Source organism: Vitreimonas sp. (genome assembly GCF_036392335.1).
Classification (GTDB): domain Bacteria; phylum Pseudomonadota; class Alphaproteobacteria; order Caulobacterales; family Aquidulcibacteraceae; genus Vitreimonas.
In genome coordinates, this window is sequence record NZ_DASVYD010000048.1 from 19,342 (window position 1) to 31,216 (window position 11,875).

The 11,875-nt window shown below is 65.4% G+C and carries 12 protein-coding genes; 10 read left to right on the forward strand and 2 right to left on the reverse strand.

From position 1 onward, the window contains the following. The first annotated feature begins 46 nt into the window (after window positions 1-46). The 5 genes from VF769_RS11335 to VF769_RS11355 all read left to right on the forward strand — a co-directional run bounded on the left by VF769_RS11335 (window position 47) and on the right by VF769_RS11355 (window position 4,703). Window positions 47-1,393 (forward strand): TldD/PmbA family protein, encoded by a 1,347-nt coding sequence (locus tag VF769_RS11335; RefSeq protein ID WP_331008519.1) that lies wholly within the window; start codon window positions 47-49, stop codon window positions 1,391-1,393. Further along, the gene (locus VF769_RS11340) at window positions 1,374-2,192 is read left to right on the forward strand and encodes an inositol monophosphatase family protein (protein ID WP_331008520.1); all 819 of its coding nucleotides are present in this window, start codon (window positions 1,374-1,376) and stop codon (window positions 2,190-2,192) included. Before VF769_RS11335 ends, VF769_RS11340 begins: the two co-directional genes overlap by 20 nt. Beyond that, entirely contained in the window at window positions 2,189-2,431 is a 243-nt protein-coding gene (locus VF769_RS11345) for a DUF4170 domain-containing protein (RefSeq protein WP_331008521.1), read from the forward strand. Before VF769_RS11340 ends, VF769_RS11345 begins: the two co-directional genes overlap by 4 nt. A 70-nt stretch (window positions 2,432-2,501) precedes the next feature. Continuing rightward, window positions 2,502-4,169, forward strand: a complete 1,668-nt coding sequence (locus VF769_RS11350) for an ABC transporter ATP-binding protein (protein ID WP_331008522.1) — start codon at window positions 2,502-2,504, stop codon at window positions 4,167-4,169. Between the two features lie 144 nt (window positions 4,170-4,313). Then, window positions 4,314-4,703: a UrcA family protein gene (locus VF769_RS11355; RefSeq protein ID WP_331008523.1), complete on the forward strand. Its 390-nt coding sequence runs from the start codon at window positions 4,314-4,316 to the stop codon at window positions 4,701-4,703. Window positions 4,704-4,836: 133 nt separating this feature from the next. On the opposite strand, the gene VF769_RS11360 is transcribed toward VF769_RS11355, so the two are convergent. Beyond that, window positions 4,837-6,720, reverse strand: coding sequence for a CHASE3 domain-containing protein (locus tag VF769_RS11360; RefSeq protein WP_331008524.1), 1,884 nt, complete (start codon window positions 6,718-6,720; stop codon window positions 4,837-4,839). Window positions 6,721-6,795: 75 nt separating this feature from the next. Beyond that, the gene (locus VF769_RS11365; protein WP_331008525.1) at window positions 6,796-7,479 is read right to left on the reverse strand and encodes a fused DSP-PTPase phosphatase/NAD kinase-like protein; all 684 of its coding nucleotides are present in this window, start codon (window positions 7,477-7,479) and stop codon (window positions 6,796-6,798) included. Between the two features lie 91 nt (window positions 7,480-7,570). On the opposite strand from VF769_RS11365, the gene VF769_RS11370 reads away from it, so the two are divergent. From VF769_RS11370 to VF769_RS11390, 5 genes are read left to right on the forward strand one after another with little or no spacing between them, the layout of a single operon-like run. Then, complete coding sequence (locus VF769_RS11370) at window positions 7,571-8,338, forward strand: lysophospholipid acyltransferase family protein (RefSeq protein WP_331008526.1); 768 nt, start codon at window positions 7,571-7,573, stop codon at window positions 8,336-8,338. Next, window positions 8,335-9,633, forward strand: coding sequence for a 3-deoxy-D-manno-octulosonic acid transferase (locus VF769_RS11375; protein WP_331008527.1), 1,299 nt, complete (start codon window positions 8,335-8,337; stop codon window positions 9,631-9,633). The genes VF769_RS11370 and VF769_RS11375 overlap by 4 nt, the downstream gene beginning before the upstream one ends. Then, window positions 9,620-10,618 carry a tetraacyldisaccharide 4'-kinase gene (gene lpxK, locus VF769_RS11380; RefSeq protein ID WP_331008528.1) on the forward strand — a complete coding sequence of 333 codons (999 nt, stop codon included), beginning with the start codon at window positions 9,620-9,622 and terminating at the stop codon, window positions 10,616-10,618. Before VF769_RS11375 ends, lpxK begins: the two co-directional genes overlap by 14 nt. Further along, window positions 10,611-11,525 carry a lysophospholipid acyltransferase family protein gene (locus VF769_RS11385; RefSeq protein WP_331008529.1) on the forward strand — a complete coding sequence of 305 codons (915 nt, stop codon included), beginning with the start codon at window positions 10,611-10,613 and terminating at the stop codon, window positions 11,523-11,525. The genes lpxK and VF769_RS11385 overlap by 8 nt, the downstream gene beginning before the upstream one ends. Beyond that, window positions 11,525-11,869: a hypothetical protein gene (locus VF769_RS11390; RefSeq protein ID WP_331008530.1), complete on the forward strand. Its 345-nt coding sequence runs from the start codon at window positions 11,525-11,527 to the stop codon at window positions 11,867-11,869. Before VF769_RS11385 ends, VF769_RS11390 begins: the two co-directional genes overlap by 1 nt. The last annotated feature ends 6 nt before the right edge of the window (window positions 11,870-11,875 follow it).

The window sequence follows — 11,875 nt, forward strand, 5'->3', positions numbered from 1 at the left end:
CCATCACGTGATTGCCGCCCTTGGGCTAAGCGCCCATGTTGGGGGTATGGCTTTCGATGCTGATTCCCATGCCGCCCTGGCGGCCCTGATCGACTACGCCCGCAAGGCTGGCGCCGACGCATCAGAGGCGTCCCTCGCCGCCCGCGAGAGCATTTCCGCCGAGGTCCGCATGGGCCAATTGGAGGGCATGGAGCGCGAGGAGGGCCGGTCGGTCGCCCTGCGCGCTTTCATCGGCAAGCGCCAAGCGTCGGCCTCCACCACCGATCTCTCGGCCAAGGGCCTACAGGCGCTCGCAGAACGCACCGTCGCCATGGCCAAGGCGGCGCCGGAGGACAAATTCTGCGGTCTGCTCGACGGTCGCTACCGCGCCAAGGGCCCATACCCGGACCTTGAGCAATCGGATTCCGCACGCCCCTCACCCGAGCAATTGCTCGAACTGGCGCGCGCTTGCGAAGACGCCTCGCTGAAAATCCCCGGCATCGCCAATTCCGGCGGCGCGGGCGCGTCCTACGACACCTCCACTTTCGTTTACGCCACCTCCGACGGCTTCGAAGGGGCCGAGAGCGCCACCTCCTACAGCCTTGGCACGTCGCCCGTGGCCGAACGCGGCGACGACATGGAGCGCGATTACGAATATCGCACCAAGCGGTTCTTCGCCGACCTCGAAGCGCCAGAAGTGATCGGCCGTCTCGCTGGCGAACGTGCGGCCGCACGGCTCGGCGCCAAGAAGGTCGCTAGCCAAAAAGCGGCGGTGATCTTCGAGAACCGCTTGGCCGGCCGCATCGTCGGCCCGTTCCTCTCTGGCATTTCGGGCGCGTCGGTCGCGCGCGGCGTTTCCTTCGTGAAGGACAAGCTCGGCCAGCGCGTGTTCGCCGAGGGCTTTCGCATCCACGAAGACCCGTTCGTGAAGCGTGGTCTCGCCAGCCGCCAATTCGACGGCGAAGGCGGCGCGGTGCAGCCGGTCGATCTCGTCGCCGATGGCGTGCAAACAACCTGGCTGCTCAATTCCTCGGCCGCGCGCCAACTCAATCTTGAGCCCAACGGCCACGCCACGTCCGGCCACGGCGGCCCGCCTGGCATCGGCACGTCGAACCTTTTCGTGAAGCCCGGCGAGCGCGATCTCAAAGGCCTGATGAGCGACGCCGGCAAAGGCCTGCTGATCACCGAGATGTTCTCGCCCTCGCTCAATATGAACACCGGCGATTGGTCAGTGGGCGTGGCCGGCTATTGGTTCGAAAACGGCGCTATCGTCCATCCGGTGAGCGAAGTCACCGTCGCCGGCAATCTGCTCGACATGTACGCCCGCCTGCGCTGCGGCTCAGACGTGTACGCGCACTCCTCCCTGCATATCCCAAGCTTGATCGTGGACGACCTTGCAATCGGCGGCGTCTGATCTCGAGCTCCTCGAAGCCGCGGCGCGCGAAGCCGGCGCCCTTGCCCGGCACTTGCTGACGAAGCCGCTCGAAATCTATTCCAAGGGCGACGCGGGGCCCGTCACCAATGTCGATTTCGCGGTGAACGATCTACTCACCGAAAAGCTGCGCTCCGCGCGCCCCGACTATGGCTGGCTCTCTGAGGAGACCCCCGACGACCACAGCCAACGCATCGGCAAACAACGCGTCTTCATGCTCGACCCCATCGACGGCACCGCAGCCATGATCGGCAAGGCGCCGCAATGGACCATCTCGATCGGCATCAGCGATAGCGACCGCGCCTACGCTGGCGTCGTCTATAACCCGATCACCGACGAGATGTTCTTGGGCGCGCCCGGCGTGCGCGCGACGCTGAACGGCCGGCCCATGTTTGCGAGCAGCCGCGACAAACTCGAAGGCGCACGCATGATCGGCCAGAAGAACCGCTTCAGCGACCGGCGCTGGGGCTCGCCATGGCCGAAGATGGACATCATCGAGCGCCAATCGATCGCCTATCGCATGGCCTTGGTCGCCGCCGGCCAAGGCGACGCCACCGTTTTGTTCGGCTTCAAGAACGAATGGGACATCGCCGCAGGCGCGGCTCTTATCGAAGCGGCGGGCGGCCGTGTCAGCGATTTGTGGGGCGAGCCGATCGTCCTGAATCAGCCCGACCCACGCGCACCCGGCGTGACGGCGGCTGGCGCGGCGCTACACCCTTTGCTAATCGAGCGCACCAAGGATTTCCCTGATCCGCGCAAGCGGAAGGATGGAGCGCCATGAGCGAGCAACCCCAGCTCTTGCATTTGGTTATCGGCGGCGAACTGAAAGACCTCGCCCGCCCGGAATTTGTCGATTTGAACGCCGTCGATTTCGTCGGCGCCTATCCGAACTATCGCACCGCCTATGACGCCTGGAAGGGCGCGGCGCAGCGCACGGTGGACAACGCACGGATGCGCTATTTCATCATCCACGCCCACCGCCTGCTCGATCCGGGAACGGACCCTGAGCACGAACTCTAAACAGAGCAACAAGGCTCCCGGTCTGTTTGGCCGTCTGTGGCGCGAGTATGTCTCGCGCTACACCGGCACCATGGCCGCGCTCGCGCCGTCGCTGGCGCTGGTCGCCGCGGCCGGCGTCGCCTACGCGCTGATCCTCAAATACACGACCGACGGCATTACAGCCGACGACCCACGCGTTTTGATCTGGGCGCCGATTGCTGTGTTGATCGCCGGCATCGTCCGCGGCGGCGCCATGTATGCGCAGGCCGTGCTGACGCAAGTGCTGGCGCTCAAAGTGCTGCGCGACCTGCAGAACGCGATGTTCGCCAAGCTGATGTCCGTCGATTTCGCCCGCCACGCCCGTGAAGAACCCGGCCGGCTGGTTTCGCGCTTCACCAATGACATCAACGTTGTCGCCGACGCATTGGTGCGCGGCGCCCAAGCCAGCGTTCGCGACACCCTCACGCTGATCGGCGCCATCGCCTCGATGTTGTGGTTCGATTGGGTGCTGACGCTTGTCGTGTTCGGCGTCTTCCTGCTCGCGGGCGGACCGCTGATGCGCATCGCCAAGATCGCCCGCAAACAAACCCACGCCGCCCAGCAGCAAATCGGCGCGCTCTCGGCGCTCCTGTTCGAGACCTTCGGCGCCGCGCGGTTTGTGAAAACCTACGGCCTTGAGCAACATGAGACTCTGCGCGCCAACGAAGGCTTTGAAACGCGCCGCAAGCTTTCCGTTAAACTCGCGCGCAATCGCGCCGTCACCGTGCCGCTGCTGGAGATCATCGGCGGCGTGGCGCTGGCGGGCGTGCTTTGGATCGCAAGCGCCCGCATTCTCGCCGACGAAATGACCGTGGGCGATCTGATGGGCATGATCGGCGCGGTCGGGGTCGCCACCCCCGCTGCGCGCGCCATGGGCCAGTTCACGACGCTGCTCAACGAAGCCGGCGCAGCGCTCAGCCGCGTCTTTGGTCTGATCGACGAGCCCACCACCATCAACGACAAGCCAGGCGCGCCGCCAATTAAGGTCACGCGCGGCGCCGTCTCGTTCGAGAATGTGGGCTTCTCTTATGGGGAAACGCCCGCGATCGAGAACATCACATTCACGGTGGAGCCCGGCGAGACCGTCGCCCTGGTCGGCCCATCCGGCTCCGGCAAGTCCACGATCTTCAACCTGCTGCCGCGGCTCTACGACGTCACCTCAGGCAGCGTGCAGATCGACGGCCAAGACGTCCGCGACGTCACCATCGCCTCGCTCCGTTCCAATGTCGCGCTCGTCTCGCAGGAAGCCGCGCTCTTCAACGACACCATCCGCGCCAACATCGCATTGGGCCGCGCTGGCGCGACGAGCGCCGAGATCGAGAGCGCCGCCCGCGCCGCCGCCGCACACGATTTCATCATGGCGCTGCCGCAAGGCTACGACACCAATGTCGGCGAACGCGGCGGCAAACTCTCCGGCGGCGAACGCCAACGCATCGCCCTCGCCCGCGCGTTCCTGCGCGACGCGCCGATCCTCTTGCTCGACGAAGCCACCAGCGCGCTCGACGCCGAAAGCGAGGCCAAGGTGCAAGAGGCGCTGAAGCGCCTCTCCGCAGGCCGCACCGTGCTTGTGATCGCGCACCGCCTCTCCACCGTGCGCGACGCAGATCGCATTTTAACGCTCGAGAACGGGCGCATCGTTGAGATCGGCCGCCACGACGAATTGATCGCGAAGAATGGCCTCTACGCGCGTTTGAGCCGTCTGCAATTCGCGGATGCTTAAAGTCGGACTCATCATCAACGTGCGCTAACCGCGTTGCCGCAAATAATAAGCGAGCCTTAAGCCCTCATACACCGCGCATGCGGTATGGCGATCCCACCTGCCGCAAGAGCGGGACCACAAATGGGTACCAGAACGGGGCTCTCCATGAACACCAAGATCATCACCAGTGTAGTTCTCGCCGCCGCGGCAATGTTTGTTGCGCCGGCTTTTGCGGAATCCGAACGCGCGGCGATCCCGTACGCAAACGTCCGCCACGCCGACCTTGATCTGAACAACGATCGCGACGCCGCGCGTCTGCTTCGTCGCTTGAATCAAGCCGCTGACGACGTCTGCGAAGGCCACCGCCGTCCGCCGGGCAGCTTGCTCTTCGCCGGACGCGACGTATCGCGCGAACGCCAAGCCTATGACGCATGCCGCGCCGAGGCTCTGGATAGCGCGGTGGCGGCGTTCAACCATCCGGTCGTCAACACCATGCATCTGGCGCGTGGCGGTCACGTCCGTGAGCACATGCAGCTCGCGGCAACCCAGCGCTAAGTCGCGGTCGCATCAGCACGTGCGGAGCCCGGCGGCGTCACCGCCGGGCTCTTTGCGTTCGCATGTTCGAATGGACGCTTTGCCGGATTGGCGCTGCCGCCGCGCATTCAACACCGGCGCCTCGCCGAAATGATCAGCTCGGTTCGTCCAGCACCGCGCGGATCTTGCGGGCCAGATCACTCAGCGAATACGGCTTTAGCAGGAGCCGCGCATCGGCGTCGACGACGCCATTGTGCACAATTGCGTTCTGCGTATAGCCGGTCGTGTATAGCACTTTCAGCGTCGGCCAGCGGCGCTTCGCTTCATCCGCCAACTTTCGTCCGCTCATGCCGGGCATCACGATATCGGTGAACATGAGCGCCGCGCCGGGATTCTTCTCCAGGATATCGAGCGCCTGCGCGCCGCTGTCGGCGTGCAACACGGTGTAGCCGAGTTCGCGCAGCGACGCGACGCTTAGCGTCCGCACACGCTCTTCGTCCTCCACCACCAGGATCAATGTCGCGGGGTCGCCAGCCGGCAAATCCTCCATCAACGCCGGCCGCGGCGCCTCCGCCTCAGCCAAACTTGTTCGCGGCAGGTAGAGCTTCACCGTGGTGCCATGCCCCACCTCCGAGTAGATCGACACGTGGCCGCCGGATTGCTTCAAGAAACCGTGCACATGGCTCAGCCCCAGGCCAGTCCCCTTGCCCACTTCCTTCGTTGTGTAGAACGGCTCGAACACCTTGGCCTTGACCTCGGGCGGCATACCCGCGCCCGTATCGGTGACAGCGATCATCACGTATTGGCCCGGCGCCACGTCAATGTTCGCGGATGCGTAGGCCTCATCGAGAAATGCGTTGGCCGTTTCGATCGTCAGCTTGCCGCCGCCGGACATGGCGTCGCGTGCGTTCACGCAGACATTGATGATCGCGTTCTCCAACTCGCTCACGTCGGCGGCGACCCGCCAGACGCCGCCCGCCAGAACCGTCTCGAATTCGATCTGCTCGCCGAGCGTGCGACGTAGCAATTCCGACATCCCGCCAACCACTCGGTTTACATCGAGCACGCTGGGCGACAATGGCGTGCGCCGCGCAAAGGCGAGCAAACGGCTGGTCAGCGTCGCCGCCCGCCGCGCCGCGTCCATGGCCGCGTCGGTGAACCGAGAGATATCGGTCTCGCCACGCGCCAAGCGGCGCTGCGCCAATTGCAGCGCACTGATAATGACGGCGAGCATGTTGTTGAAATCGTGCGCCACACCGCCCGTGAGCTGGCCGATCGCGTCCATCTTTTGCATCTGACGGACCTTCGCCTCCGCCTGCTCACGCCCGCCCATCTCCTGCAGCAATCGCTCGTGCGCGCTGAGCGCTTCATCACGCGAGGTTCGCAATTCGCGCATCGCGTTGCGCACGATGATCACCAACAACGCGCCAATCGCCACCAACACGAGGCCAGCAAAGATAACGATAACGCGCAATTGCCGCGCTGAACGATCCACCGCGGCCATCTGCTCGACGATATCTGTCTGCTCACGCGCTTCGGCGGCGGCGATGACGCCGCGCAATTCATCCATCAATTCCTTGCCGCGATCGGATTGAACGATCAGCATCGCCTCGTTCTGGCGGCCATTGCGATAGAGGGATATCGTCTGCGCGATCTCATCGAACTTGCCGGCGCTGAGTTCGCGCAGGCGTAGCGCTTCGGCAAGGCGCCGCGCATCATCCCCCGCAGCGCGCGCCAGCGCGTCCACCGAACGCGGCGCCTCGTCGCGAGATGCGAGATACGGCCGCAGATACGTCTCATCGCCCGTCAGCAGATAGCCACGCTGACTGGTTTCGGCGTCCTGTAGGCTGCGCAGCAGCAACCGCAATTGCGAGCGCGTCTCCAGCGAGTCCCGCACAGCATGATTCAGTTCTACGCTGCGCTCCGCTTGCCAGAGCGCAGCGCCGATGGTGAGCAGCAACAGAAGCAATGCCGCGCCAAGGCTCGCCATATAGGTGGCCGCCGCAGGCAGGCGCCGCCCAAGCACGCTGACAGTCATGGCGGCCCCTAGCCCGTGCGTAATGCACGTTACCGCTTATTTCCGAGAAACGGGGTTCCCGCAACGGGAACGAGACTACTCGCGGCGCAGAATCTTATCGACCAGCAGGTTCGCCCACCATTCGCCGAGGAAGGCGCCTTTGATCGCCTTCTGATCGTAGTCTTCATCAACCCATTGCAGGAATGATTTTCCGCTCGCCTTGGAGTCTTCGAGGTAGCGCTCAAAGAAATAGTCGATGACGCCGGTCTTGCCTTGGCGCACGTGCAGATACTTGAAGCGCAGCTGCTCCACCGCCTCCTCAATCGGCAGTCCCATTTTGAAGTGCTTGTAGAGCACCGCCATGGCGCCGGCGCGATCCGCGCCGGATTTGCAGTGCATCAGCGCGGGATATTGGATCGTCTCGAAGATTTCCTTCGCGCGGTGCACCTGCGCCTTACTCGGCGGCTCGCGCGAATGCATGCGCTGATCGATCAGCGTTATGCCATGCCGTTCGCACGCTTCTTTCTCCAGCGCGTAATAGCCGGTGTCGGCCTTGCCGCGCAGATTGAGGATGGTCTTGAAGCCGAGCGCCGCGTAGCGCGCGATCGCCTCGGGCGACGGCTGGTTCGAGCGCGCCATGACGCCTGGCTCGATCCAATGGAAATTGGCGAACATCGCGCGCAGGAACCCGTGGTCGGCCCAGACGAGATCATGCTGGGCCCGCCGCCGCCCATCGGGCGTCGCGAGGTCAAAACGGCTGGGGTCGGCGGTCTTACTCATATCCTACTTCAAACGGCGGCTGGCGCAGGGCCGGCCGCCCCCCGTATAAGGATCGAAGCGGCTTGCCGGAAGCCGCCGCCCCAGCGGACCCATGCTCAAAAATATCCTAGGCAATTCAATCGTCCAGTTCGTGATCGGGCGTCTGATCGGGCTCTATATGCTGCTCGTGGGCGTCACCACACGCTGGACGCGGGTCAACCAGGCGGCCATCGAACCGTTCTGGGCCGGCCAAGGAAAGATGATCGCCTGCATCTGGCACGGGCGCTTCATCCAGGTTCATAAGCTGTGGGCGTTCGGCCCCGGCGTGCCAAGAGCGAAGATGCTGATCTCCCAGTCGCGCGAGGGCGGCATCGTGGCGCACGCCTCGCGCACGGTCGGCGCCGAAGTGATCCGCGGTTCCTCCGCCAAGCGCGGCCAACAGAAGGGCGGCGTTGAAGCCATGCGCCAGATGGCCCGTCATATCGAAGACGGCGGCATCATCTGCATGACGCCGGACGGTCCGCGCGGGCCACGCATGCGCGTCAAGCGCGGCCCCGTGCAATTGGCCAAGCTCGCCGGCGCGCAACTCGTGGCGCTCACCTGGGCCACCTCCAACCGGATCGTTTTTGAAAGGAGCTGGGACAAATTCGTACTCCCGCTGCCGTTCGGCCGCGGCGCCCTGATCTGGGGCAATCCGATCGACCCGCCCCCGCTCGACGCCAGCGAAGCTGAGTTCGAAGCGGTGCGCTTGCAACTCGAAGCCGAAATGCTGCGCATCGCCGCCGAAGCCGATCGTCTCGCCGGCATCCCTGTCGTTCAACCCGCCCCGCTGAAGCCCGAACCAGCGCCGCAGGCCGAAGAAACGGCGCACGCCTCGTGAGCTTTTCGCCCGCCCTCCTGTTCTATCGCGGCCTCACCGCGCTGGTCGGCCCTTTCGCCGGCGCTTGGCTGAAAGCGCGCGTGCGTAACGGTAAGGAGGACGAAGACCGCATCGGCGAACGCTTCGGCCGCTACACGCAAGCGCGCCCAGAAGGCACGCTCGTCTGGTTGCACGCGGCCAGCGTCGGCGAAAGCGGCGTCGCCCTTTCCCTGATCGACGCCCTGGCCGCGCGCGACGCGTCGCTTTCCTTCCTGATCAGCACCGGCACGCGCACCTCCGCCGATCTCGTCGCCAAGCGCGCGCCGCCGCGCACCACCCATATCTACGCTCCGCTCGATCGCGGCAGCGTCGTGCGCCGCTTCCTCGCGCATTGGCGCCCAGACCTTGGCGTCTTCGTCGAAAGCGAGATCTGGCCGAACCTTATTCTGGCCGCCGAAAGGCAGGGCGTGAAACTCGCGCTGGTCAACGCGCGCATGAGCGTGAAGACGCTGCGTCAGTGGGAGAATTGGCCCGCCGCCGGCAAGCGCCTGGTGAAGGCCTTCGCATTCATCTCCGCCGCCGACGCCCGCACCGCCCGCGCGCTGAAGCGTCTGCGCGGCGAGGAGGTCAGCGCCCGCGGCAATCTCAAACTGGCGGCGCCCGCGCCCAGCATCGACATCAACGCCCGCGCCTCGATGTTGACGCAAATCGGCAATCGTCCGGTCTGGCTCGCCGCCTCCACGCACCCTGGCGAAGATGAAATCGTGCTCGCCGCGCACGAGCGGCTGCGCGAGAATTTTCCAAACGCGCTGCTCATTCTCGTGCCGCGCCATCCCGAACGCGGCGCCGACATCGCCAAGCTCGCTGGCGGCGCGCCCCGCCGCGGCTTACGCCAACCGATCGCCGACGCACCCGTCTATGTTGCCGACACGCTCGGCGAGTTGGGCCTCTTCTATAATCTCGCGCCCATAGCCCTCGTCGCCGGCAGCCTTCTGCCGCACCTGAAAGGCCATAATCCGATCGAGCCTGCCAAACTCGGCGCCGCCATCCTCACCGGCCCGCACGTCGAGAGCTTCCAGGACTTGTTCGACGCGTTGTTCGCCGCTGGCGGCGCCACCAGCGTCGACACGCCGTCCTCCATCGCCGCCGCCGTCACGCTGCTCTGGCGCGACGACGCCAGCCGCGCCGAGCAATTGGAGGCCGCCCGCCGCGTCGCCGCGCAAGGCGCCGACGCGTTCACGCACACGCTTTCTTCGCTCGCCGCCTTGCTGCCGCCGCAGCCGCGCGCGCCACGGACAGCGCATGCGTCCGCCTGAGTTCTGGAAGGCCGACGCGAGTGGGCGCGACACCGCGCTCGCACTGCGCGCGCTGCTGACGCCGCTATCCTGGGCGTACGCCTTCGCCGCCGCACACCGCATCCGCACCACGATCTCGCGCCATGCGCCCGTGCCAGTGATCTGCATTGGCAATCTCACCGTCGGCGGCGCCGGCAAGACCCCGATCGCGCGCGCCATCCGCGCCAAGCTCGGGTCCAACGCCCACACGCTCTCGCGCGGCTATGGCGGCCGCGTCGAAGGCCCGCTGCGCGTCACGCCCGACATGGCGGCGAGTGAAGTCGGCGACGAACCCTTGCTGCACGCCCGCGACGGCGCCGCCTGGATCGCGCGCGATCGTCTCGCCGGCGCGCTCGCCGCCGCCCAAGCCGGCGCGCACGCCATCATCATGGATGACGGCTTCCAGAATCCAACGCTGGCGAAGGACCTGTCCATCGTCGCTGTCGATCCAGGTTATGGCGTCGGCAACGGCCAAGTCTTCCCCGCAGGCCCTTTACGCGAACGCTTGGCCGACGGCCTCGCGCGCGCCGACGCGATCGTGCTGCTGCACCCGCAAGGCGCCGAGCAGGTCGAGCAAGAATGGCTGCAAGGCTTCGCCAAACCCATCCTACACGCGCGCCTGGAGCCCTCGGGCATCATCCCCGACGGCCCGCTCGTCGCCTTCGCCGGTCTCGCGCGTCCCGAAAAATTCTTCGACACCTTGACCAGCATGGGCGCCAAGCTCGCGGACGCCGTGCCGTTTCCCGATCATCACCCCTTCAGCGACGACGATCTGAAACACCTCGAAGCGCTGGCCAAGGAGCACGGCGCGCGTCTCATCACCACCGAGAAGGACGCCGCGCGCTTGAGCCTCGAATGGCGCGCGCGTGTGGCGATTCTGCCAGTGGCCGCGCGCTTCGCTGACGATGCGGCCCTAGAGAACTTGCTCGCGCCGATCCGCTCGCGCATGAACGCACCGCATGGCTAAGTCGAAGCCCGTCAATTTCATGTTCCGCCTCGAGGCGCTGGCCTGGCACGCTTATGTCGGCGGCCTGGGCGCCCTCGGGCTTGAGCGCGCCTCGCGCTGGGGCGCGGCGATCGTACCGGTCGTTGGCCAACTCACCAGCGCGCACAAAACCGCGCTGCGCAACATCAAGATGGCCTTCCCCGAGCAGAGCGACGAATGGCATCGCGAAACCCGCGCCGAAATGTGGCGCGAGATTGGGCGCATGTCCGGCGAATTTCCGCACATGGGCAAATTCCTCGAACGCTATCGCAGCGGTGAACTGGAGTTTCGCGGCAAGGAGATCGTCGAAGCCACACTCGGCAAAGGCGCCGTCTTCATCGGCGGCCATTTCAGCGATTGGGAAATCACCTCGCTTTGCCTCGCGCAGGTCGATCCCAATTCGCACTTCACCTACCGCCCCGCCAATAACCCGATCATCGACAAATACATCGTCGAAACCCGCGCCGCCTTCGGCCTTACGCTGCAAGCGGCCAAGGGCAAGGAAGGCGGCATGGGCCTGCTGCGCTCTCTCAAGAAGGGCCGCAGCGTCGCGCTGATGAACGACCAAAAATACAATAAGGGCCTCTCCGTTCCGTTCTTCGGCCATGAGTGCATGACCGCCGACGGCCCCACGCGTCTCGCGCTCAAATTCAACGTGCCGCTGATCCCCATCACCGGCCGGCGCATCGAAGGCACCAAATTCGTCGCCACCGCCTATCCGCCGATCGAACTCAATTACGATGATCCGACCAACGAACAGACCGTCTATGACGGCGTCAAACGCGTGAACGAATTCATGGAAGCGCGCGTCCGCGAAGCCCCCGCGCAATGGTTCTGGGCCCACCGCCGCTGGCCGAAAGAGGCGTGGATGAAAGCGGGCGTGATGTGATGCGCGCCCTGTTGCTGACACTGGCGCTCGCCGCCTGCGCCACCGCCGAAGCAGAAGCGCCGTCTGCGCCCGCGCCGCGCGCGCACTACATCGAGATCGTCGGCAATTATCATGGCCGCCAATTGCAGCTCGACATCAACGGCGGAACGGTCGCGCAGGGGATGCAGCACCTGCTCCCAACCGGGATCGCCTGGCGCGAACAATTGCCGCCGAACGGCCCCGTCACGGTGACGCTCACCTTCGCCGCCTGCGACGCGCCCTTCAGCCAAACCTTCACGCCCGGCGCCGAAACGCCGACTCTCATCATCGATGGTTGCGACATCCGCCTCATCGGCGCGAACTAAGGAGGG

What these genes read in the sequence shown, in the direction of transcription:
- VF769_RS11335 (WP_331008519.1), top strand. Translation starts at nt 47, where the DNA reads ATGGCTTTCGATGCTGATTCCCATGCCGCCCTGGCGGCCCTGATCGAC.
- VF769_RS11345 (WP_331008521.1), top strand. Translation starts at nt 2,189, where the DNA reads ATGAGCGAGCAACCCCAGCTCTTGCATTTGGTTATCGGCGGCGAACTG.
- VF769_RS11350 (WP_331008522.1), top strand. Translation starts at nt 2,502, where the DNA reads ATGGCCGCGCTCGCGCCGTCGCTGGCGCTGGTCGCCGCGGCCGGCGTC.
- VF769_RS11355 (WP_331008523.1), top strand. Translation starts at nt 4,314, where the DNA reads ATGAACACCAAGATCATCACCAGTGTAGTTCTCGCCGCCGCGGCAATG.
- VF769_RS11360 (WP_331008524.1), bottom strand. Translation starts at nt 6,720, where the DNA reads ATGACTGTCAGCGTGCTTGGGCGGCGCCTGCCTGCGGCGGCCACCTAT.
- VF769_RS11365 (WP_331008525.1), bottom strand. Translation starts at nt 7,479, where the DNA reads ATGAGTAAGACCGCCGACCCCAGCCGTTTTGACCTCGCGACGCCCGAT.
- VF769_RS11370 (WP_331008526.1), top strand. Translation starts at nt 7,571, where the DNA reads ATGCTCAAAAATATCCTAGGCAATTCAATCGTCCAGTTCGTGATCGGG.
- lpxK (WP_331008528.1), top strand. Translation starts at nt 9,620, where the DNA reads ATGCGTCCGCCTGAGTTCTGGAAGGCCGACGCGAGTGGGCGCGACACC.
- VF769_RS11385 (WP_331008529.1), top strand. Translation starts at nt 10,611, where the DNA reads ATGGCTAAGTCGAAGCCCGTCAATTTCATGTTCCGCCTCGAGGCGCTG.
- VF769_RS11390 (WP_331008530.1), top strand. Translation starts at nt 11,525, where the DNA reads ATGCGCGCCCTGTTGCTGACACTGGCGCTCGCCGCCTGCGCCACCGCC.